At 71.8% G+C, this 21,366-nt stretch carries 26 protein-coding genes; 19 read left to right on the top strand and 7 right to left on the bottom strand.

Annotated elements, in window-relative coordinates:
- Positions 1-10: 10 nt before the first annotated feature.
- The 11 genes from ACFYPM_RS30595 to ACFYPM_RS30545 all read left to right on the top strand — a co-directional run bounded on the left by ACFYPM_RS30595 (position 11) and on the right by ACFYPM_RS30545 (position 6,908).
- Positions 11-658, top strand: a complete 648-nt coding sequence (locus tag ACFYPM_RS30595; protein WP_387204358.1) for a DUF402 domain-containing protein — start codon at positions 11-13, stop codon at positions 656-658.
- Positions 659-886: 228 nt separating this feature from the next.
- On the top strand, positions 887-1,417 hold the full coding sequence (rpsP, locus tag ACFYPM_RS30590) for a 30S ribosomal protein S16 (protein ID WP_387204355.1): 531 nt from the start codon (positions 887-889) through the stop codon (positions 1,415-1,417).
- Entirely contained in the window at positions 1,392-1,652 is a 261-nt protein-coding gene (locus tag ACFYPM_RS30585; protein WP_172862164.1) for an RNA-binding protein, read from the top strand. Before rpsP ends, ACFYPM_RS30585 begins: the two co-directional genes overlap by 26 nt.
- The gene (rimM, locus tag ACFYPM_RS30580) at positions 1,652-2,212 is read left to right on the top strand and encodes a ribosome maturation factor RimM (RefSeq protein WP_387204353.1); all 561 of its coding nucleotides are present in this window, start codon (positions 1,652-1,654) and stop codon (positions 2,210-2,212) included. The genes ACFYPM_RS30585 and rimM overlap by 1 nt, the downstream gene beginning before the upstream one ends.
- Before the next feature lie 10 nt (positions 2,213-2,222).
- Entirely contained in the window at positions 2,223-2,996 is a 774-nt protein-coding gene (gene trmD, locus ACFYPM_RS30575; protein ID WP_387204350.1) for a tRNA (guanosine(37)-N1)-methyltransferase TrmD, read from the top strand.
- Positions 2,997-3,139: 143 nt separating this feature from the next.
- Positions 3,140-3,496 (top strand): 50S ribosomal protein L19, encoded by a 357-nt coding sequence (gene rplS, locus ACFYPM_RS30570; protein ID WP_030335223.1) that lies wholly within the window; start codon positions 3,140-3,142, stop codon positions 3,494-3,496.
- A 183-nt stretch (positions 3,497-3,679) separates the two neighbouring features.
- Positions 3,680-4,549: a signal peptidase I gene (gene lepB, locus ACFYPM_RS30565; RefSeq protein ID WP_387204347.1), complete on the top strand. Its 870-nt coding sequence runs from the start codon at positions 3,680-3,682 to the stop codon at positions 4,547-4,549.
- Between the two features lie 10 nt (positions 4,550-4,559).
- A complete protein-coding gene (gene lepB / locus ACFYPM_RS30560; protein ID WP_387204344.1) occupies positions 4,560-5,195 on the top strand; it encodes a signal peptidase I in 636 nt (211 codons plus the stop codon).
- Positions 5,196-5,284: 89 nt separating this feature from the next.
- A complete protein-coding gene (locus ACFYPM_RS30555) occupies positions 5,285-5,782 on the top strand; it encodes an NUDIX hydrolase (protein WP_387204341.1) in 498 nt (165 codons plus the stop codon).
- Complete coding sequence (locus ACFYPM_RS30550) at positions 5,776-6,588, top strand: ribonuclease HII (RefSeq protein WP_387204338.1); 813 nt, start codon at positions 5,776-5,778, stop codon at positions 6,586-6,588. The genes ACFYPM_RS30555 and ACFYPM_RS30550 overlap by 7 nt, the downstream gene beginning before the upstream one ends.
- Complete coding sequence (locus tag ACFYPM_RS30545; RefSeq protein WP_007075222.1) at positions 6,585-6,908, top strand: DUF2469 domain-containing protein; 324 nt, start codon at positions 6,585-6,587, stop codon at positions 6,906-6,908. The genes ACFYPM_RS30550 and ACFYPM_RS30545 overlap by 4 nt, the downstream gene beginning before the upstream one ends.
- A gap of 73 nt (positions 6,909-6,981) precedes the next feature.
- Here the strand turns inward: ACFYPM_RS30545 and ACFYPM_RS30540 are convergent, their stop codons facing one another.
- Entirely contained in the window at positions 6,982-8,109 is a 1,128-nt protein-coding gene (locus ACFYPM_RS30540; RefSeq protein ID WP_387204335.1) for a sulfite oxidase, read from the bottom strand.
- Between the two features lie 231 nt (positions 8,110-8,340).
- Here ACFYPM_RS30540 and ACFYPM_RS30535 point away from each other — a divergent pair, with 231 nt between their 5' ends.
- A complete protein-coding gene (locus tag ACFYPM_RS30535; RefSeq protein ID WP_387204332.1) occupies positions 8,341-9,078 on the top strand; it encodes a murein hydrolase activator EnvC family protein in 738 nt (245 codons plus the stop codon).
- Here the strand turns inward: ACFYPM_RS30535 and ACFYPM_RS30530 are convergent.
- Positions 8,999-10,180, bottom strand: coding sequence for an aminotransferase class V-fold PLP-dependent enzyme (locus ACFYPM_RS30530; protein ID WP_387204329.1), 1,182 nt, complete (start codon positions 10,178-10,180; stop codon positions 8,999-9,001). The two genes, ACFYPM_RS30535 and ACFYPM_RS30530, sit on opposite strands and share 80 nt — an antisense overlap.
- Before the next feature lie 92 nt (positions 10,181-10,272).
- Positions 10,273-11,358, bottom strand: coding sequence for a tyrosine recombinase XerC (locus tag ACFYPM_RS30525; protein ID WP_387204326.1), 1,086 nt, complete (start codon positions 11,356-11,358; stop codon positions 10,273-10,275).
- Between the two features lie 143 nt (positions 11,359-11,501).
- Between ACFYPM_RS30525 and ACFYPM_RS30520 the strand changes: the two genes are divergently transcribed.
- Positions 11,502-11,750, top strand: a complete 249-nt coding sequence (locus tag ACFYPM_RS30520) for a hypothetical protein (protein ID WP_387204323.1) — start codon at positions 11,502-11,504, stop codon at positions 11,748-11,750.
- Between the two features lie 92 nt (positions 11,751-11,842).
- Positions 11,843-12,061 (top strand): hypothetical protein, encoded by a 219-nt coding sequence (locus tag ACFYPM_RS30515; RefSeq protein ID WP_387204321.1) that lies wholly within the window; start codon positions 11,843-11,845, stop codon positions 12,059-12,061.
- Here ACFYPM_RS30515 and ACFYPM_RS30510 read toward each other — a convergent pair.
- The 3 genes from ACFYPM_RS30510 to ACFYPM_RS30500 are packed head-to-tail and all read right to left on the bottom strand — an operon-like array spanning position 12,036 to position 15,143.
- On the bottom strand, positions 12,036-13,235 hold the full coding sequence (locus ACFYPM_RS30510) for a DNA-processing protein DprA (RefSeq protein WP_387204319.1): 1,200 nt from the start codon (positions 13,233-13,235) through the stop codon (positions 12,036-12,038). The two genes, ACFYPM_RS30515 and ACFYPM_RS30510, sit on opposite strands and share 26 nt — an antisense overlap.
- On the bottom strand, positions 13,232-14,752 hold the full coding sequence (locus tag ACFYPM_RS30505; protein ID WP_387204316.1) for a YifB family Mg chelatase-like AAA ATPase: 1,521 nt from the start codon (positions 14,750-14,752) through the stop codon (positions 13,232-13,234). Before ACFYPM_RS30505 ends, ACFYPM_RS30510 begins: the two co-directional genes overlap by 4 nt.
- A 31-nt stretch (positions 14,753-14,783) precedes the next feature.
- The gene (locus tag ACFYPM_RS30500; RefSeq protein ID WP_357572114.1) at positions 14,784-15,143 is read right to left on the bottom strand and encodes a YraN family protein; all 360 of its coding nucleotides are present in this window, start codon (positions 15,141-15,143) and stop codon (positions 14,784-14,786) included.
- A gap of 230 nt (positions 15,144-15,373) precedes the next feature.
- Here ACFYPM_RS30500 and ACFYPM_RS30495 point away from each other — a divergent pair, with 230 nt between their 5' ends.
- The 5 genes from ACFYPM_RS30495 (at position 15,374) to frr (ending at position 20,610) form a co-directional block, all read left to right on the top strand.
- Entirely contained in the window at positions 15,374-16,561 is a 1,188-nt protein-coding gene (locus tag ACFYPM_RS30495; protein WP_387204312.1) for a hypothetical protein, read from the top strand.
- A 564-nt stretch (positions 16,562-17,125) separates the two neighbouring features.
- Entirely contained in the window at positions 17,126-18,082 is a 957-nt protein-coding gene (gene rpsB / locus ACFYPM_RS30490; RefSeq protein WP_387204309.1) for a 30S ribosomal protein S2, read from the top strand.
- Positions 18,083-18,212: 130 nt separating this feature from the next.
- The gene (gene tsf / locus ACFYPM_RS30485; protein ID WP_357250343.1) at positions 18,213-19,040 is read left to right on the top strand and encodes a translation elongation factor Ts; all 828 of its coding nucleotides are present in this window, start codon (positions 18,213-18,215) and stop codon (positions 19,038-19,040) included.
- A gap of 161 nt (positions 19,041-19,201) precedes the next feature.
- A complete protein-coding gene (pyrH, locus tag ACFYPM_RS30480) occupies positions 19,202-19,969 on the top strand; it encodes a UMP kinase (RefSeq protein WP_030487501.1) in 768 nt (255 codons plus the stop codon).
- Between the two features lie 83 nt (positions 19,970-20,052).
- Entirely contained in the window at positions 20,053-20,610 is a 558-nt protein-coding gene (frr, locus tag ACFYPM_RS30475) for a ribosome recycling factor (protein WP_387204305.1), read from the top strand.
- A 52-nt stretch (positions 20,611-20,662) separates the two neighbouring features.
- Here frr and ACFYPM_RS30470 read toward each other — a convergent pair whose 3' ends face one another.
- The gene (locus ACFYPM_RS30470; RefSeq protein WP_357375617.1) at positions 20,663-21,106 is read right to left on the bottom strand and encodes a hypothetical protein; all 444 of its coding nucleotides are present in this window, start codon (positions 21,104-21,106) and stop codon (positions 20,663-20,665) included.
- Between the last annotated feature and the right edge of the window lie 260 nt (positions 21,107-21,366).

Below are 21,366 nucleotides of genomic sequence, written 5' to 3'. Positions count from 1 at the left end.
TAGGAAGGCAGTGCGCTTCGCGCCGGGTCGGCTGATCGTGCACCGCAACGTGCGGCACGGTCGGATCGGATGGGTCCGACCGGGCCGCGTGGTCAGCGACGACGAGCGTGGTCTGCTGGTGTGGATCGCCCGGGACTCGCCGGTGGCCCACGAGGTGACCGAGGCGGGGCTGGGGATGCGGGCGATGCCGTTCGCCCAGTGGGTCTCGTCGTCGTACCGGTTGGCGCACGGCCGTTGGAACGGGCCGCCGCTGCTGAAGTTCCTGCCCGCCGGGGCAGCGCACTCCGTCTGGTGGTTCCGCGACGCGCAGGGGCGCTTCCTGAACTGGTACGTCAACCTGGAGGAGCCGGGCGTCCGCTGGGACGACGGCACGGTGGCCGGTGTCGACGTGGTGGACCAGGACCTGGACGTGGTCGTCCACCCGGACCTCAGTTGGCAGTGGAAGGACGAGGACGAGTTCGTCGAGCGGCTTGCCTTCGGTGCCGACTACTGGGTGACCGACGAGAAGGCGGTCCGTGCCGAGGGGGAGCGGGTGATCGCGCTCGCCGAGACCGGAGCGTTTCCGTTCGACGGCACCTGGTGCGACTTCACCCCACCTACCGATTGGGACGTACCGGACGAATTGCCGCCCGGGTGGGACCGTCCGCCGGTGCGCTGAGGGTGTCCCGCGTCACCGCTGACGACGTGTTCGGGTCCGATGCGCGAGATCGGCGGCGGATCTGGCAGAATGGGTCGCTGGTATCCGGCGCGCGTCCGGCGCCCTCTAACCCGGGCACGTCGCTAGTCCACCGAGTAGTCTCCGGCCCAACCCCACGGGTCCGGTCGGCGCTCACCCATGCACACCGCCCGCACGGGCCGGTGAGATCGCAACAGGAGCGAAACAACTGTGGCCGTAAAGATCCGGCTCCTGCGGATGGGCAAGATCCGCAACCCGCAGTACCGCATCGTCATCGCCGACTCGCGCACCAAGCGCGACGGCCGGGCGATCGAGTTCGTCGGGATTTACCAGCCCAAGGAAGACCCCTCGATCATCGAGGTCAAGTCGGAGCGGGTCCAGTACTGGCTGTCGGTCGGCGCTCAGCCGAGCGAGGCGGTGCAGCGCCTGCTGGAGCTGACCGGTGACTGGCAGAAGTACAAGGGCCTGCCGGCCCCGCCGCCGCTGCTCGTCGCCCCCGAGCGGGCCGACCGCAAGGCGACGTACGAGGCTGAGGCGAAGGCCGCCGCCGGGCTCGCCCCGGAGACCCCGGCCAAGCCGGCCAAGAAGGCCGCCAAGGCCGCCGAGGCTCCGAAGACCGAGGCTGCCGCCGAGGCGCCGAAGACCGAGGCTCCGAAGACCGAGGCTGCGGCCGAGGCGCCGAAGACCGAGGCTGCGGCCGAGGCTCCCGCCGCCACTGCCAACGCCGGTGAGCAGGCCTGACATGCCTCTGCGTCCGGCGTTGGAGCACCTGGTCAAGGGCATCGTCGACCACCCGGACGACGTCCGGGTGCGGATGGTCGATTCCCGTCGGGGCAAGCGGCTCGAAGTCCGTGTGCACCCCGAGGACCTCGGCACGGTGATCGGGCGGTCCGGCCGGACCGCCAAGGCGCTGCGCCAGGTGATCGGCTCCATCGGCGGGCGCGGAGTACGCGTCGACATCGTCGACTCGTACTGATGCAGCTCGTCATCGGAAGGATCGGCAAGCCGCACGGCGTCCGCGGTGAGGTCACCGTGGAAGTGCGGACCGACGAGCCCGAGGCACGGTTCGCCCCGGGTTCGGTGCTGCGCACCGAACCCGGGGCGACACCCCCGGCTCCCGCCACGGCGGACGAACCCGGGGTGCCGTTCCGGCTTCCGGCGGAGCTGACCATCGAGGAAGCCCGCTTCCACCAGGGTCGGGTGCTTATCGCGTTCGAGGGCATCCCGGACCGCAACACCGCCGAGGCGTTGCGTGGGACGCTGCTCGTGGTGGACAGCGCCGATGTGGACCCGCCGGACGACCCGGAGGAGTTCCACGACCACCAGTTGGTCGGGTTGGCCGTGGTGACCCCGGCCGGCGAACGGCTGGGCGACGTGGTCCGGATCGACCACGCGCCCTCCTCGGACCTGCTGGTGCTGCGACGCCCCGAGGGGCGCACCGCGTTGATCCCGTTCGTCCGGGCGATCGTTCCGGAGGTCGACCTGGCCGGTGGACGTGTGATCGTCGACCCGCCGGCCGGACTGCTCGATCTCTAGGAACACCCCTATGCGCGTCGACGTCGTGTCGATCTTTCCGGAGTACTTCGCCCCGCTCGATCTGTCGCTGATCGGGCGGGCGCGGGCCAACGGCGTACTCCAGCTTGCCGTGCACGACCTGCGGACCTGGACCCACGACGTGCACCGCACGGTCGACGACACCCCCTACGGTGGCGGGCCGGGAATGGTGATGCGCCCGGAGCCGTGGGGTGAGGCGCTGGACGCCCTCGCGCCGGTCGACGCCCCACCGCCACGGCTGCTGGTGCCGTCGCCGGCCGGTACCCCGTTCACGCAGGCCATGGCTCACGAACTGGCGGCGGAGTCGCATCTGCTCTTCGCCTGTGGCCGGTACGAGGGCATCGACCAGCGGGTGTTGGCGCACGCCGCCACCCGGATGCCGGTCACCGAGGTGTCGCTCGGTGACTACGTGCTCTTCGGCGGCGAGGTCGCGGTCCTGGTGATGCTGGAGGCGGTGACCCGGCTGTTGCCGGGGGTGCTGGGCAACGCGGGCTCGCTGGACGAGGAGTCGCACGCGCACGGGCTGCTGGAGGCCCCGATCTACACCAAGCCGCCGAGCTGGCGCGGGCACGACGTCCCGGAGGTGCTCCGCTCCGGTGACCACGGCAAGATCGCCCGCTGGCGGCGCGAGGAGGGTCTGCTGCGGACCGCCGCCCGGCGTCCGGACCTGCTCGCCGCGCTGCCCGCCGATCGGCTCGACAAACGGGACATCGCGGCCCTGGACCGGGCCGGATTTCAGTCGCCACCGGGGGATGTGGCAAAGTAGGGGGGTTGCCGCATCCGTCCGCTCCCGCGGGCGGCTGCGAGGATCACCGACCGGGGTCGGCCCGCCGACCACCACCCGGGGATCAGAATCACCCACCCGCGCACCGAGTGACGGTGCGCCGTGAGCCTTACGAGGACGCAGCGATGAACATCCTGGACGCCCTTGACGCCCAGTCGAAGCGGACCGACCTTCCCGACTTCCGGGCCGGTGACACCGTCAAGGTGCACGCCCGCGTCGTCGAGGGCAACCGCTCCCGTGTCCAGATCTTCCAGGGCGTCGTGATCCGCCGCCAGGGTGACGGTCTGCGGGAGACCTTCTCGGTCCGCAAGGTCAGCTTCGGTGTCGGTGTCGAGCGGACCTACCCGCTCAACGGCCCGGGCATCGACCGGATCGAGGTCGTGACCCGCGGTGACGTGCGTCGCGCCAAGCTGTACTACCTGCGCGAGCTGCGCGGCAAGAAGGCCAAGATCAAGGAGAAGCGGGAGAAGCAGCCCAGCTGACTTCCCGCTCGCCACGCCGCCTGAGCTGCGCATATGCCGTAACGACCAGACCGCACTACCCTGGTCGTCACGGGCGCAGCACGGCGGCGGACCCGCCCACGTGGGCGGGTAGCCGTCCACTGCCGCCCGTGGAGCCTCGACGAGGCTCCCGGGCGGTGGTGTTTCTGCGGACCGGGGAGTGGCGTGGTGCAGACGCTTGACGAGGACGGCACCGTCGATCCGTGGCGCCGACGGGCTCGCCGCACCCGCCGGCAGATGCCGCTCTGGCAGGAGCTGCCGCTGCTGCTGGTGGTGGCGTTCTGCCTCGCGGTGCTGATCCGCACCTTCCTGCTCCAGGCGTTCTACATCCCGTCCGGCTCGATGGAGGACACGCTTCTCGTCGATGATCGGGTGCTGGTCAACAAGGTCGTCTACGACGTCCGTGACCCGGTCCGCGGCGAGGTGGTGGTCTTCCGGGGGACCGACCGGTGGGCGCCACAGGTCGACGAGCAGCCGAAGCCGGGCTTCGTCGGCAAGGTGACCCGGACCGTCGGCGACCTGATCGGGGTGAGTCGTCCCGGTGAGAAGGACTTCATCAAGCGGGTGATCGGTCTCCCCGGCGACCGGGTCAGGTGCTGCGACAGTCAGGGGCGGGTGACAGTCAACGGCACGCCCCTCGACGAGCCGTACGTCCTGCGGGACTCCCCGCTGGACCTGCCGCCGAACCCCTCGGAGTGCCGCTCCCGGCGCTTCGACGATGTCGTCGTACCGCCAGGTCAGATCTTCGTGATGGGCGACCACCGGGAGGTCTCCCAGGACGCGCGTTGCCAGGGTCCGGTGCCGATCGACAACGTGATCGGCCGCGCCTTCATGGTGGTCTGGCCCTCGTCGCGGTGGCACTCGCTGCCGGTGCCGTCGACGTTCGACGACGTGTCCGGGCCGAGCGTGGCATCCTCGGGCGTGCCCCCGGCGCGACCGACCCCGCAGGGCGGTGTGGTGCTGATCCTCCCGTTGGCGGCCGCTCTCCGTGGTTCCCGCGCGTTCCGGTCGATGACGTCCAGTTCGGCAACGTAGGCTCCTTGGCGTGATTGACGAGCAGACCGACAAGCCGCGCAGCTCCTTCTGGAAGGAGCTGCCGATCCTGCTGGGTGTGGCGATCCTGGTCGCGGTGCTGGTCCGCGCCTTCGTGCTGCAGACCTTCTTCATCCCCTCCCCGTCCATGGAGAACACTCTCAAGATCGACGACCGGGTGCTGGTCAACAAGCTGGTCTACGACTTCCGATCACCGCACCGCGGCGAGGTGATCGTTTTCAAGGCTCCGATCGAGTGGAGCGGCAATCCCAAGGGCGAGGACTTCATCAAGCGGGTGATCGGCGTTCCCGGTGACCACGTGGTCTGCTGCGACCCGCAGGAACGGCTGATGATCAACGGCAAGTCGTTGGACGAGCCGTACATCTTCTCGATGGACGGGGTCCGCGACAAGCCGGCCGACCAGGAGTTCGACATCACCGTGCCGAAGGGTCGGCTGTGGGTGATGGGTGACCACCGCTCGGCCTCCGGTGACTCGCTGGAGCACTGGCAGCAGTCCGGGCAGAACATCACCGAGGCCACCATCCCCGAGGACGACGTGATCGGGCGGGCGTTCACCGTCTTCTGGCCGGTCAACCGGGCCACCTGGCTGACGGTGCCCGACGGGTTCGACGGCATTCCCAAGCCGTAGGCCGACGGGGCGTGGGCGATCCGGCGTCGGTCTGGCAGGCTGGTGCGGTGACCGTGAGCCCGAGGAGTGAGCTTGCGAGCCCCGCAGGCGTGAACAGTGCCAACCGTGTCTACACCCCTCGACGCGCGGCCCGCGTGCTGCTCGTCGACGCGGCCGGCCGGGTCCTGCTCTTCGAGGGCTTCGACCCGGCCCGACCGGGGCACCGCTACTGGTTCACCCCCGGTGGTGGGCTCGACCCGGGGGAGGCGCCGGCTGTGGGCGCCGCCCGCGAGTTGGCCGAGGAGACCGGCCTGCGACTCGACCCGGTTGAGTTGGGTGAGCCGGTCTGGTCCGACGCGACCGAGTTCTCCTTCGACGGCGTCTGGTACCGCCAGGAGCAGGATTTCTTCCTCGTCCGGGTGAAATCCTGGCGGGTGGACACCACGGGCTTCAACGACATCGAGCGGCGCAGCATCGCCGACCACCGCTGGTGGCTTCCCACGGCGTTGGTGGCCAGCGGCGACCGGTTCTACCCACCGGAGTTGCCCGCCCTGCTGACCCGGCTGGGGATGTCGACCACCGCAGACCAGGGCGAGGCGCCATGCTGACCCCGCCGCGCACGGTGGTGCGCCGTGAGGCCGGCCTCTACGCCCTGGAACGGGCGCTGCAGCGGCGCGGCTTCCGACACGTCGCCGGCGCCGACGAGGCGGGCCGGGGCGCGTGTGCCGGTCCGCTCGTCGCCGCCGCCGCGGTGTTGCCCGAAGGTCGGCGCGGCGAGATCGAAGGGCTGGCCGACTCGAAGCTGCTGACCCCGGCCAGTCGGGAACGGGTGTACGCCGAGGTGGTGGACCGCGCCCTCGCGTACGCCGTGGTCGTCATCCCCGCCGAGGAGGTCGACGCCCGGGGGTTGCACGTGTGCAACCTGGCCGCGATGCGCCGGGCGCTCGCCTCGCTCACCACCCGCCCGGAGTACGTGCTGACCGACGGCTTCGGCGTGGACGGGCTGGGCGTGCCGGGGCTCGCGGTGTGGAAGGGTGACCGGGTGGCGGCGTGCGTCGCGGCGGCGAGCGTCCTCGCCAAGGTCACTCGGGACCGGTTGATGGTGGAGTTGGACGGGGTGTTTCCGGCGTACGGCTTCGCCGAGCACAAGGGTTACATCACCCCGGAGCACTCGGCGGCGCTGCGCGAGCACGGACCGTGCCGCGAGCACCGGTTCTCGTACGTCAATGTCGCGACGGTCTCGGGCCGCGACGGACGGCCGCCACGCGCCAGACGTCCCGGCGGTCCCGGCTGGGACGAGCCGATGGAGCGCTCCGGGGCGTCAGGGGGTACCGTCGGCGTGGCGTTGGGCGAGCAGCCTCGGCCTCCGACGCCGGTGGGGGAAGATGTGGCCATGGAAGGCGGAGTGCGATGAGCGCGGAAGATCTCGAGAAGTACGAGACCGAGATGGAGCTGCAGCTCTACCGGGAGTACCGCGACATTGTCCGCCAATTCTCGTACGTGGTGGAGACGGAGCGTCGGTTCTACCTGGCCAACCAGGTCGACCTGCACGTGCGCAACTCTGACGGCGAGGTCTACTTCGAGGTCGAGATGCACGACGCCTGGGTCTGGGACATGTACCGTCCGGCCCGTTTCGTGAAGAACGTCCGAGTGATGACCTTCAAGGACGTGAACGTCGAAGAGCTGGAGAAGCCCGACATCTCGTTGCCCGCCGACTCCGGCTTCGGCGGCTGACCGCGGCCACGCCGCTCAGCCACACCGCTCAGCCGCGCCGTGGGTCCCCCACCCGTGGCGTGGCACCTGCCGGTCACTCGGCCGGCACCACGACCTCGACCCGCTGCACCAGGTTGTTGGCGAAGCCGCCACGGTTCCACGGCTGCTCGACCGGCTGGGTCCGCCCGGACGCGTCGGTCGCCCGCGCGCCGAGCACGTACCGGCCGGGGGCGGCGGTCCACTCGTACCGCCAACGCCGCCAGGCGAAGTCGCCCCCGCCGGCCGGGTCCAGCTCGGCCGGAGCCCAGCTCTGCCCACCGTCGGTGGTGACCTCCACGGCGACCACCGGCGCGTGCCCCGACCACGCCCGACCGTCCACCGTGCACGCACCGGCCCGCACGACCCGGCGACGGGACATGAAGTCCGGAAAGCCGGGCGGCCGGACCAGCGCACGTGGCTCGATCCGGGTCACCGGCACTCCCGGGTCGTCGGCGTCGGTGCGCACCCGGTAGGCGACCGCGTTCTGATAACCCTCGAACGGCTCGGTCCGGACGTCGACGGAGTGGACCCACTTCACGTGCGCCATGCCGTACCAGCCCGGCACGATCAGCCGCAGCGGCGCACCGTGCTGCGGCAGCAGGGGAGCGCCGTTCATCTCGTACGCCAGCAGCACCTCCTCGCGCAGCGCGTCGGCGACCGGAAGCGCCCGCTGGTAGTCCTGCTCGATCCCGCGCTCGACGCCGTGGTCCGCGCCGGTGAAGACCACGTCCACCGCGGCCGGGTCGAGGCCCGCCTCCCGCAGCAGCGGAGCAAGGGGGGTGCCGGTCCACTCGGCGTTGCCGACCGCCTCGACCAGCCACGGCTGGCTGACCGGCCGAGGGTGCAGCAGGGCTCGGCCGTTTCCGGCGCACTCCAGCGTCACCTGGTGGGTGACCCGCGGTCGCTCGCGTAGCTCGGCGAGCGTGACCGTCAGCGGCCGGTCCACCGCGCCGCCGATGGTCAGCGTGTGCGTCGCCGCGTCCAGCTCCGGGATGTCGTAGTGGATGAGCAGGTAGTGCAGCCCGGCCGGGGTGACGTCGTAACGCAGCGCCTCCAACGGGATGCCGTGGTTGCGGGCGGCGAGCTGCAACTCCTCGGCGCTGATCGCCTCGTCCGGCCCCGCGAGCCGGGACGGGCCGCTCACGTCGGCCACCGTCGGCGTCCGGTCATCGACAGTGGTCATATCTGGGCCTCCCCGGTCCACACGGCGGCACCCGCCGTACTCGGCCCAGCCTATGGCCTGTTTCACAAGGGCGGTCAGCCGAGGCGGAGTGCGGTCGGCCGGTTGCGGCGTGGACGGCGTCCGCATAACAGATCACCGAGGCTGTTGGGTGGTCGTCCACAGCCACTCCGGTTGTCCACAGCCCCGCCGGCCGGGCTGGCGGACGAGCCAGCCTCGGCCGAGGCTGCCGTCATGCGACCACGATCCGTTCATGCGATCCGCCACACGCTGCTGTCCTGCGTCGCGCTCCCGCTCGCACTGACCGTCCAGCTCGGCGGGCTGGCGGTGCTGGTCGTGGCGGCGCCCGGCCAACCACCGACGCCGACCGTGCCGGTCGCCGCCCGGACCGTCCGGCTCGCCGACCCACCGCCGGCCGACCCACCGCCGCCCGTCGTCCCGGTGCCGGCCGTCCCGATGCCGGCCGGGCGGTTCCGCTGGCCGGTCGACGGGCAGCCTCGTCCGGTGCGCCGGTTCGACCCGCCGCCGCGACCATGGCTGCCGGGCCACCGCGGCGTCGACCTGGCCGCCCCGGCCGGAGTGCTGATCCGCAGCCCGGGGCCGGGCACGGTGCTCTTCGCCGGCCTGGTGGCCGGCCGGCCGGTGGTCACCGTGGGCCACGCCGGTGGCCTGCGGACCACCCACGAGCCGGTCCAACCGGCCGTACGACCCGGCCAGCCGGTCACCGCCGGCACACCGCTGGGCGGGCTGCTGCCCGGTCATCCGGGTTGCCCGGCCGAGGCGTGCCTGCACTGGGGGCTCCGCCGGAGCGAGGAGTATCTCGATCCGCTTGCCCTGCTCGGCCTCGGCCCGGTGCGCCTACTCCCGGTCGGGGGAGCCGGCGGCGGCGAGGTCAGCGCTGGGCGAGCAGCGCCGGCAGGCGCACGGCCAACCGCTCGTACTCGTCGGCGGTGTTGTAGACCTGACCGGTGAGCCGCAGCCACCCCCGGCCGTTCCAGCTCATCACCGCGACTTCGGTGGCGAGCCGCTCGCCGATCCGCGCCTGCAACGCCCGGGCCGCGTCGATCGTGGTGCCCGTGCCGGGCGGCAGCGGGATGAGACGCAGCGACACCCCCGGCCCGCCGGGGTCGGGCAGGTCGGCGGGTGCCACCCCGAGCGCGTCCCCCACCACCCGCTGGCCGTACGCGGCGAGCGCGGCGTTGTGCGCCCGCACCCGATCCAGGCCGAGACTGCGCAACGTGAACAGCCCCGCCGGGGCGGCCAGCCAGGACGTGTAGTCGAGAGTCGCCTGCCACTCGATCCGGGCCGGGAAACCCGACTCCTGCTCCCAGGAGACCACAAGCGGTTCGATCCGGTCCCGCCACCGCGGTGCCACCGTCAGCAGCGCGGTCCCGCGCGGGGCGTACGCCCATTTGTGCAGGTTGCCGGCCCAGAAGTCGGCACCGATGCCGCTCACCGGGGTGGCCAGCATTCCGGGGGCGTGTGCCGCGTCCACCAGGACGGGCACGCCCTGCTCGTGGGACGCCCCGACGATGGCGGCGGTCGGGAAGAGCTTCGCGGTGGCCGAGGTGAGCTGGTCGACGACGAGCAGCCGGGTCCGCCCCGGGCGCAGCCCGGCGCGGATGATCTGCACGATCTGTTCGTCGGTGGCGTCCAGCGGGATGGGCAGGACGCGGCTGACCGCCCCGGTGCGGCGACACTCGCGCTGGATGGCCAGGCTCACTGCCCCGTACCCGTGGTCGGTGCTGAGCACCTCGTCGCCGGGTTGCAGGCCCAGCGACTGGAGGACCACGGCGACGCCTGTCGTGGTGTTGCCCACCAGGGCGCTGCCGTCGGGGTCGGCGCCGAGGAAACCGGCGAGGTGCCGGCGGGTGTGGGCGATCCGGTCGACCAGGCCCTGGGTGAAGAAGCGCAGCGGGTTGGCCTCCATCTCGTCGCGCAGCCGCTGCTGGGCTCGCTGCACGGCGACCGGGACCGCGCCGAACGAGCCGTGGTTGAGATGGCTGACCGCCGGGTCCAGGGAGAAGAGCAGACGGGCGCCCGGGATCGGCTCAGGGGGCTGCGGGACGCTCACCTGATGATCGTAACCGTCGGGTTCGTTCGCCTCCGGTGCTTGGTCGGGCGGGCGGGTGGGCCTGCCGGTGCACGGCGCGTTGCCGCTCGACGTCAGGCGCGCGGGTGGGCCTGACGGTAGGCGGCACGCAACCGCTCCACCGACACGTGCGTGTAGATCTGCGTGCTCGCCAGCGACGAGTGGCCCAGCAGCTCCTGGACGGCCCGCAGGTCCGCACCACCCTCCAGCAGGTGGGTGGCCGCCGAGTGGCGCAGACCGTGCGGGCTCGTCCGGGGCAGGCCGACGGCCTCGGCGTACGCGCCGACGATCTGACGCGCCGTCGTCGGGTTGAGCCGACCGCCCTTCGCACCCAACAGCAACGCGTCTCCGGAGCGGGCGCCCACCAACGCCGGGCGGCCTCGGCGCAACCAGTCGTTCAATGCTCGCTGCGCGGGCACCCCGTACGGCACCGCGCGCTCCCGCCCACCCTTACCGAACACCCGGATCACCCGCCGGCCATGGTCGACGTCGCCGACGTCCAACCCGCAGACCTCGCTGACCCGTACCCCGGTCGCGTAGAGCAGCTCCAGCAACACCCGGTCCCGCAACGGCACCGCCTCCGCCGCGGTGTCCGCCGCCGCTTCCGACCGTGGCGCGGTTGCGAACGGGGCCTGCTCGGCAGGTGCCTTGACCGACCGTGGCGCGGTTGCGAACGGGGCCTGCTCGGCAGGTGCCTCGGCCGATCGTGGCGCGGGCGGGCGCGGGGCCGGCCGGGCCGGTGCCTCGACCAGGGCGGCGGCCTGGTCGGCGCGCAGGACGGTGGGCAGCTCCCGGTGCGCCCGAGGGCTGGCCAACGCGGCCCCCACGTCGGCGGGGAGCAGCCCGGCCCGGTGCGCCCAGGCGCTGAAGGCCCGCGCCGACGCTGCCCGCCGGGCCAGCGAGGTGCGGGCCGCCCCGGTGGTGCGTTGCCGCGCCAACCAGCTGCGCAGCACCGACAGGTCCAGGTCGGCGAGGTCGACGCTACCCATCCGGACGGCGTGGTCGAGCAACGAGACGAGATCCGTGACGTACGCGCGGACGGTGTGCACCGACCGGTTACGCACCCGGGACAGGTGCGCGGCGAAGTCGTCGACGGCGTCGCGCAGCTCGGGCGGCAGCGACTGGTGCATGGCCCGGGTGCCTCGATCGGGCCGACTCATCGTGGCCGCGCCGGTTTGCGGACCGGTCCAGCGGCCCAGGCACCTTTACCGGCAGCTGGCACGGCACCAGCCTACGGCCGAGCGACGAGGGTCACCGGCCGCCACGGTGCCGGTGTTCGTCGGACCTGGCCACGTTTCGCTGGTTGAGGTTCGTCGGCGACGAGGCGGTCATCATCGGCAACGCCCGCCGCGGCTGCTGGAGTTGGAGATCGACGGGCAACGGTTGGCTGGGCGTACTGCAACTGTTCACCTGGCGCCTCAGTCAGGAGGGCGCCGAGGTTGCCCCGGCCGAGTGGCCGGCCTACTCCGCCGCCTACGGCGTGCTGCTCGATCAGACGCAACGTGTCGATGGCATCGACCCCGTGAAGCGGCCGTCCGACGGCTGCTCCTGACCGCTGTCGCTCTCACCCACACCGTCCCGACCCGGGAGGTCGCGCTGCTGGACCCCCGGCACGCGATCGACGCGTTCAACGCCGCGCTGCCGATGCGGACGGCGGAGGCAGCTCGGGTCGCGCCGCAGTGGCGATTGTTGGGTCCCGAGGACATGCGCCGGCTGGTCCGGGCCGCCGGGTTGGTCTGCGCGGCCCGCGCGCTCAAGCCGTACCTCGACGAAACCGACGCCGGTAGTAGAGCCGCCGCGGAGCTGGCGGCCTGGGAGCGCGACGTGCTCGTCCATCTCAGGTCCGACCTTCCCCCTTCTTGACGCAGGGTTGGGGGGCGAGGGCGTAGCCGTCGTCTCGACGAACCACCATGGACAACTCCTCGAGCAGGGACAGCTTTCGCAACGCGATCCGAACGTCGACACCGGCGCGGGCGGCGAGCCGGTCCACTCCCAGCGCGCCGCGACGAGGCAGTGCCTCCAGCAGTGACCGCGCTTCGTCGTCGAGCGCGTCGGTGGGCCGCTGCGGTCCGCGCGCCACCGGCGCCAGGTCGGCCCCGATCCGCCCCACCTCCTCGAGCACGTGCGCCACCCCGGTGACCAACCGAGCCTTGTCGGGGTACTCGCGCAGGAGCTCGTGCGCGCCGACGGACATCGCCGAGGTCACCGGGCCAGGCACCACCATGGCGACCCGATTGGTGTAGATGGCCCGCCGGGCGGTCTGCGTCGCGCCGCTGCGCGCCGACGCCTCCACCACGACGGTGCCGAGAGTGGCCCCGGCGATGACCCGGTTGCGGATCAGAAACCGGGGCCGCAGCGGCTCCGCGCCGGGTGGCCACTCGCTGACCAGCAGCCCGGTGTCGGCGATCCGGTCGAAGAGCGCGGTGTTGCCCATCGGATATGGCCGGTCCACCCCACAGGCGAGCACCGCGACGGTCAGGCCGCCCGAGTTGAGGGCACCCCGGTGCGCGGCGGCGTCAATGCCGAACGCGCCACCGGAGACGACCGTCCAGTCCCGTTCGGCCAGCCCGTATCCCAGTTCGGTCGCGACGTGCAGGCCGTAGCCGGTGGCCGCCCGCGCACCGACCACCGCCACCGAACGGTCCAGCGCCTCACCCAGCGGCCAGGCCCCGCGTACCCAGAAGCAGAGCGGTGGGGCGGTCTCACCGTCCACCCGGCGGCTGACGTCCGGCAGGCGCAGCGTGGACAGGCAGGCCACCCGTGCCGGCCACTCCTCGTCGTCCGGTGTGACCAGGCGGGCGCCGAGCCGGTCCGCCCGGTCCAGCGCCTCGGCCGCCACCGTCCGGGCGTCGCCGGCCACCGACCGGGCGGCCACCGCGGTACGCACCCGGCTGTCCGGGCTGCCGCCGTCGAGCAGCAGGTCCAGGGTCGCCACCGGGCCGAGCCGGTCGACCAGTTGGTGGACCACGCGGGTGCCCGGTTCGGCCAGCCAGGTCAGTGCGACCCGGGCCAGCCTGCGGTCGTCATCGGCGCTCACGTCGCCTCTCCTGTCCGTAGTTGCAGCGACTCCCGGACGTCGTCCAGGTCTGGTCGGTCCCGACCGTCCAGGTCCGCGACGGTCCACGCCATCCGGATCACCCGGTCGAAGCCGCGGGCGGACAGCGAGCCGGAGTCGAGCCTGCCCCGCAACTCGGCGGTGACCCGGGTTGGCAGCCGCCACGGCGGTCGGCGTAGGTACGGGCCATCCACCTCGGCGTTGAGTCGTCGACCGAGGCCGGCCCAGCGGGTGGCCGCCGCCTGCCGGGCGGCCGTCACCCGGGCGGCGACCGTCGCCGAGGACTCGACGCCGCCGTCGGTCGCCATCAGCTCGGCCGCTCGCACCGGCATCAACCGCACCTGGACGTCGATCCGGTCGAGCAGTGGCCCGGAGAGCCGGCCCAGGTAGCGGCGGCGGACCAGCGGGCTGCACTCACAACGGGCGTCGCCTGCTGGTTGGGCACACGGGCAAGGGTTGGCGGCCAGCACCAACTGGGTTCGGGCCGGATAGACCGTGCCGCCCCCGCTGCGGGTGAGCCGGATGTGACCGTCTTCGAGCGGTTGGCGCAGCGCCTCCAGCGCGCCCTTGCTGAACTCGGGGGCCTCGTCGAGGAACAGCACGCCGCGATGCGCCAGCGACACCGCGCCGGGTCGGGCCAGCCCCGAGCCGCCACCGACGAGCGACGGCACGCTCGCGGTGTGGTGCGGCGCCTGGAACGGTGGGCGACGCAGCAATTGACCGCCCGGCGGTAGCAGCCCGGCGACCGAATGCAGGGCGGTGACCTCCAGTGCCGCGTCGTCGTCCAACTCGGGCAGGATCGACGGCAGCCGCTCGGCGAGCATCGTCTTGCCGGCGCCTGGCGGCCCGAGCAGCGCCACGTGATGCCCGCCGGCCGCCGCGACCTCCAGTGCGCGGCGGCCGAACTGCTGCCCGGCGACGTCGACGAGATCCGGCCCGTCCACGGCCGGCGCCGAGGTGGCCTCCGGCGGCTCGATCAGCGGGGCGCCGTCCCGAACGTAGGCGACCAGCCGGTGCAGGGAGTCCACCGCTCGCACCCGTACGCCGGGGATGGCCGCGGCCTCGGCGGCGTTGCCGACCGGGACGATCACCCGTGTGATGCCGGCCTGGGCCGCGGCGGCGACCATCGGGAGCACACCGCGCACCGGCCGGACGGTGCCGTCCAACCCCAACTCGCCGAGGACCACCACCCCCTCCAAGGGAAGCAGTGGCAGCTCACCCGAGCCGCCCAGGAGAGCCGCGGCGATGGCCAGATCGAAGGCCGAGCCGGATTTCGGCAGCGTCGCGGGCAGCAGGTTGAGGGTGATCCGCCGGTTGGGCCAGCGCTGGCCGGAGTTGACCACGGCCGCGCGAACGCGGTCGCGGGCCTCGTGCAGGGCGGTGTCCGGCAGGCCGGAGATCACCACGGCCGGCAGGCCGGCGGCCAGGTCGGCCTCCACCTCGACCAGGTGGCCGGTGACCCCGACCAGCCCGACGCAGAGCACCTTCGCGTAGCTCACGGCATGTCACCGATCCTTCGGAACGCGCATCTCAGAACGCACCCTTGAGGTGGTCCACCTGTGCCGGACCGGCGTCCGGCAGCCGCACCGACAGCACGTCGAAACGCACTTCGTCGGCGGTCGTGCCGGTCTCGGACAGCCAGCGCGCGGCGAGCCCCCGCAGTCGACGTGCCTTGGCCGGCACGACCGCCTCGGCCGGGGTGCCGAAGTCGTCGCCCCGGCGGGTCTTCACCTCGCAGAAGGCGAGCACCGGCCCGTCCCACGCGATGATGTCGATCTCGCCGGCCGGACAGCGCCAGTTTCGGGCGATGGGGCGCAGACCCGCCTCGGTCAGGTGCCGGGCGGCGCACCGCTCGCCGTACGCGCCGACCGCCTGGTTCCGCTTCGTCATGGCCGGAACCGTGCCCGCCCGGGTACCACCGCGGCTACGTCGATGGTGGCTCACCTGTGGACAACGGGGTCGCTGTGGACAGCCGGACGATCATGCGCACGGTGTGCTAGCGGCGTTGGGCCTCCCGGACCGGTGCCGGCAGTGCGGCTGCCTGCGCTGCGGGGACCGGTGGCGCGTGGCCGACCGGGCTGAGATGGCGCGGGCGTGGCCGGTCGCATACGGTGCCTGACGTGGACGGACGACGGAGTTTTCCGGAAGATCAGGAGTCGCGCTGGTACCCCGACGAGCGGGGTCGCGGATACGGCGAGTCGGAGTGGCGCGGCGCGGGCGAGTCGCGGTACCGGGACGGCGAGATCCCCGAGCAGCGTGGCGCGGAAGACGGCCGCTCCGTCGAGGACACCGGCGTCCGGCGGCGCCGCGAGCCGGACTCGGGACGCTTCGGCGCCGTCGACGCCAGCCGCTTCGGTACGCCTGAGTCCGACTCAGGTCGGCTGAGTGCGGTGGACGGGGGCCGCCTCGGTACGCCGGAGTCGGACTCGGGACGTTTCGGCGCCGTCGACGCATCCCGCTTCGGTACGCCGGAGTCGGACTCCGGTGGACTGAGTGCGGTGGACGCACCCCGCTTCGGTACGCCCGAGTCGGACTCGGGTCGCTTCGGCGCCCTCAACGGTCAGGCCGGTCGGTTCGGGGCGAGTGAGGCAGATTCGCGGCGGTTCGGTGCGGTCGACCCGGGCGCCGCCCGACCGGAGGTGGACGGTTATCGGGCCACCCGCTCGCGGCGGGCGGACCGGGACCCCTCGGAGATCTCCGGTGAGCTGCCCGGTCGTCGGGCCGCCCGGGAGGCCACCGCCGCGACGCCCCCGTTGACCGGCCCCCCGTTGACCGGTCCCGCGCCGGAGGCCGCTCGCGACACTCCGTCGGCGGCCGTCCCGCCGGGTGGTGTGTTCGCCGAGCAGGCTCGTCCCGCCCCGCTCGGTGGCTACCCGATCGTCGAGCCGACCCGGGCCGGCGACACGCCGCACCCCCTGGAGATGCCGACCGGTCCGATGCCGGGGATCGGCCCCCGGCCCGACCTGCCCGCCGCGGAGCCGCCGACCTACGCCCCGGTGGCCGACGGCGTCTACCGAACCCGACGGCCGGTGCTGGCCGTACTCTTCGCGCTGCTGGTGTTGATCTTCGAGATCCCCGCGCTGCGGGTGCTGCTGGCGGGCGTGACCGGCGATCCGGTGGACGCCGGGAACGTGGTGGTGGGTATCGCCCTGGTTGCCGGACTGCCGATCTTCGCGACCGGGCTCTACGGGCTGCGAACCGGAGGTCTGGCGCTCGCCGACGGTGGTCGGGGCTGGTTGCGCCCACCCACCGCCTACCTGACCGTCGGCCTGGTGCTCTTCCTCGCCGCCGCACTCGCGGCCGGCTGATCCGGCACCGGCCTCGCGCGTTGTTGGTGCGGACAACAACCAGGAAATAGTGGCCACCGGCGACGCGGAGGGCACTATTTCCAGGACAGTGCCGTTGCGCTAGAGCTGTGGCCAACGGGTCCCCCCGCTGCGTCGAGCAGGAGAATCGCGCCGATCTTGCACTTTCTGTCGCCGATTTGAGCGGGGATGCCCCCTAATGTCGGGGCAGGAAGTGCAAGATCGCGATGCAGGCTCGGTTGGCGAACAGTAATTTCGCCTTACGGGACGGCGTTGATTTCCAGGGAGCGGCGCGATCTTCCCGGCGACTCGCGCGATGGAGCTGGGCGGGCTGAGCGGCCCACCCCGCGCACCCCGGGGCGGCTGGACGGGTGAGGGGCGTACACTGGCCAACTGGCGACCGCCTCGTGCGGTCGACCTCGCGCGCCCTCTTCACGAATCGTCGTGGAGCGACGGCCTCCCTGGTCCCGATCTTGATCGGGTCCACCATGGGTCGGCGACCAGGCGCCAGGACGCCCGGCCACCGGCCGGGCGTGACAACCAGGGATCTTGAGGAGTACCCCAACCATGGCCGTTGTGACCATGCGCCAGCTGCTGGAGAGCGGTGTCCACTTCGGGCACCAGACCCGGCGCTGGAACCCGAAGATGAAGCGCTTCATCATGACCGAGCGCAACGGCATCTACATCATCGACCTGCGCCAGACCCTCGAGTACATCGAGAAGGCGTACGAGTTCGTGCGTGGGACCGTCGCCGAGGGTGGCAGCATCCTGTTCGTCGGCACCAAGAAGCAGGCCCAGGAGGCGATTGCCGATCAGGCGACCCGGGTCGGCCAGCCGTACGTCAACCACCGCTGGCTCGGTGGCATGCTGACCAACTTCCAGACGGTGTACAAGCGGCTCCAGCGGATGAAGGAGCTGGAGGGCCTGGGTGACCTCAGCGGCACCGCTGCCGGTTACACCAAGAAGGAGACCCTGCAGCTCTCCCGCGAGAAGATCAAGCTGACCCGCACCCTCGGTGGTCTGCGGGACATGCAGAAGCTTCCCGCCGCGGTGTGGATCGTCGACACCAAGAAGGAGCACATCGCCGTCGACGAGGCCCGCAAGCTGGGCATCCCGGTGATCGCGGTGCTGGACACCAACTGTGACCCGGACGAGGTCGACTTCCCGATCCCGGGCAACGACGACGCGATCCGCTCGGCCGAGCTGCTGACCAAGGTCGTGGCCGCCGCCGTCGCGGATGGTCTGATCGCGCGTTCCGGCCGTCGCCGGGGCAACGACGAGAAGCCCGAGGGTGTCGCGAGCGACGAGCCGCTGACCGAGTGGGAGCGCGAGCTGCTGGAGCCGAAGAAGGCCGACGAGTCGGCCGCCCCGGCCGAGCAGCCGGCCGCTGCCGCCGCCGAGCAGCCCGCCGCCCCGGCGACCGAGCAGCCCGCCGCCGCCCCGGCCGAGCAGCCCGCCGGCACGCCGGCCGAGCAGCCCGCCGCTGCCGCCACCGAGCAGCGGGCGGCCGCCACCGCGGAGTGATCGCATCGCCGCTGCCCGTCCGTTTTCGCAGACGGCGGGCAGCGGCGGTACGCCGGGCACGATCTGCCCGGATCCGGGTAACCGGCACCTCTGACCATCCACACGCCGTCTCAACACCGAAGAGAGAGCCATGTCCCAAATCACCGCCGCGGACGTCAAGAAGCTCCGCGACCTCACCGGCGCCGGCATGATGGACAGCAAGAAGGCGCTGACCGAGGCCGAGGGCGACTTCGACAAGGCCGTCGAGATCCTGCGCGTCAAGGGCGCCAAGGACGTCGGCAAGCGGGCCGGCCGTACGGCCGCCAACGGCCTGGTCGCCCACTCCGGCAAGGCGCTGCTCGAGCTCAACTGCGAGACCGACTTCGTCGCCAAGACCGAGTCGTTCATCGCGCTGGCCCAGCAGCTTGTCGAGCACGGCGAGCGCGCCGGCGTGAACACCGCCGAGGAGCTGCTCGCCACCGAGCTCGACGGCAAGGTCGTCGCGGACCTGATCCAGGAGCAGTCCGCCAAGATCGGCGAGAAGCTGGTGCTCAACCGGTTCGCCCGGGTCGAGGGCACCACCGCCGTCTACCTGCACCGCAAGGCCCAGGACCTGCCGCCGGCCGTTGGTGTGCTGGTGTCGTACACCGGCAAGAGCGACGAGGCGGGCGACGCCGACGCCCGTGGTGTGGCCATGCAGATCGCCGCGATGCGGCCGAAGTACCTCACCCGGGACGAGGTTCCGGCCGAGGTCGTCGAGTCCGAGCGGCGCATCGCCGAGCAGACCGCCCGCGAGGAGAACAAGCCCGAGGCGGCCCTGCCGAAGATCATCGAGGGTCGGGTGAACTCCTTCTTCAAGGACTACGTCCTGATCGAGCAGGCGTCCGTCGCCGACAACAAGAAGTCGGTGAAGCAGCTGCTGGCCGAGGCCGGCATCGAGGTCACCCGCTTCGTGCGGTTCGAGGTCGGCCAGGCCTGAGCCGCCACCGGGTGCCACCTGCACCCGTGGGCAGAAGACGTCAACGAGGAGGCCGCCGGTGTACGTGACAGGCACCGCGGCCTCCTCGTCACATAGGGTCGGCAGCGGCAGGTTCGCGGTACGCGCCGCTTGGGGCGTGCGCGTGGGGAAGGGCGGGGCGGATGACGCAGGTTGTGAGTGACCGGACGCTGGAGCTGGACGATCCGACGGCGCCGCCGCCGGGGCGCGCCCGCCGAGTGGTGCTGAAGCTCTCCGGTGAGGTGTTCGGTGGCGGCGCGATCGGCGTCGACCCGGATGTCGTCCAGGCGATCGCCCGGCAGATCGCCACCGTGGTCCGCCGCGGCGTGCAGGTCTCCGTGGTGGTCGGCGGCGGCAACTTCTTCCGGGGCGCGGAGCTGCAGAAGCGTGGGATGGACCGGGCCCGCGCCGACTACATGGGCATGCTCGGCACCGTGATGAACTGCCTCGCCCTCCAGGACTTCCTGGAGAAGGAGGGCATCGAGACCCGGGTGCAGAGCGCCATCACCATGGCCCAGGTCGCCGAACCGTACATCCCGTTGCGGGCGATCCGGCACCTGGAGAAGGGCCGTGTGGTCATCTTCGGCGCGGGCGCGGGCATGCCGTACTTCTCCACCGACACGGTGGCCGCCCAGCGTGCTCTGGAGATTCGGGCCGATGTGGTGCTGATGAGCAAGAACGGCGTGGACGGCGTCTACACCGCCGACCCGCGGATCGATCCCACCGCCAGCAAGCTCGACTCGATCACCTTCTCCGAGGCGCTGCGCCGCAACCTGCGGGTGGCCGACGCGGCGGCGTTCAGCCTCTGCATGGAGAACGGCCTGCCGATGCTGGTGTTCGGCGCGCAGGGTGACGACACCATCATCCGCGCGGTGGGTGGCGACAAGATCGGCACCCTGATCACCGCCTGAGCCCCGCCCACGGCGACGGCAGCGACGGTCCTGAGGACTTTCAGCAGAGCCCACCACGAGCACAGAAGGAGGCGAGGAGACCGGTGATCGACGACACCCTCCTCGAGGCCGAGGAAAAGATGGATCGTGCGGTTGAGCACGCCAAGGAGGAGTTCGGCGCCATCCGTACCGGTCGCGCCAACGCCGCCATGTTCTCCAAGGTCATCATCGACTACTACGGCACGCCCACGCCGCTGACCCAGATGGCGTCGATCGCGGTGCCCGAGCCGCGGATGGCCATCATCAAGCCGTACGACAACTCGCAGATCAATGCGATGGAGAAGGCGATCCGCGACTCGGACCTCGGGGTGAACCCGAACAACGAGGGCAACCAGTTGCGCATCCTGCTCCCGCAGATGACCGAGGAGCGTCGCCGCGACATGATCAAGGTGGCCAAGAACAAGGGCGAGGAGGCCAAGGTGGCCATCCGCAACGTCCGCCGCCGTGGCAAGGAGGAGCTGGACCGGATAGTCAAGGACGGCGAGGCCGGCGAGGACGACGGTCGCCGCGCCGAGAAGGAACTCGACGACCTGACCCAGCGCTACGTGGCCACCATCGACGACCTGGTGAAGCACAAGGAAGTCGAGCTGCTCGAGGTCTGAACCATGCTTCGAGGCCCGTTCCCGACATCGGGAACGGGCCTCGTGTCGTATCTCAGCAGGGGATCCAGACGGTCCTGGTGCCCTCGGCGAACTCCTCGTTGGTGGTCGCGTCGCGCAGCGAGAAGTGGGCGGTGGCGCGACCGGGGTGCAGTGCCGGGGTGATCCGGGCGAAGGCCATCGCGAGCTCGACCGTGCCACCGTCGCAGAGGATCTCGCCGGCACCGTGGCCGCCGGTGGCCCAGAGGGTCGGCAGGCCGTCCTGCACCAGCGAGGCCGACATGAGGACGATGCCGGCCGGGCAGTGCCGGGCGGTCGCGGTGACGGCGGTCGCCGGGTACGTCACCCCCGGCTCACCGACGGGCGGCTCGAACGGGAACAACTCGCTGGCGTGCCGATCGATGGTGATCCTGGTCGGTGCGGTGGTGGCGGCGGCTGGTGCCCCTGCTCCGAGGACGATTGCCGCGGCCGCCAGCACGGCCAGACTGATCTTGTACATGTGCGTGCCCTTTCCCCGTGGTCACGTCGGCGGAGACCGGCGCGGCCCCAGCGGACCACGTCCGGCGGGCCGGGCTCAGTTCCTGATCGTGCAGCGAACGAGTCGGATCGATGGCTGCAAATCTGCGTACCGGATGGGTGCGTTTCGGTCCGCGACTACCTGCCGGCCGGGGGCGACGCCCGTCGCCGTGCCTCGTCCGCCGTGCCGGTCCGGCGGGTGCAGTAGGCTCGGCAGGATTCCCGGCCACCGGGCGGTGAACA

It is taken from the genome of Micromonospora sp. NPDC005203, assembly GCF_042872705.1.
Taxonomy (GTDB): Bacteria; Actinomycetota; Actinomycetes; order Mycobacteriales; family Micromonosporaceae; genus Micromonospora.
The sequence above is the reverse complement of the archived record's forward strand: the minus strand, read 5'-3'. Positions and strand labels throughout refer to the sequence as shown.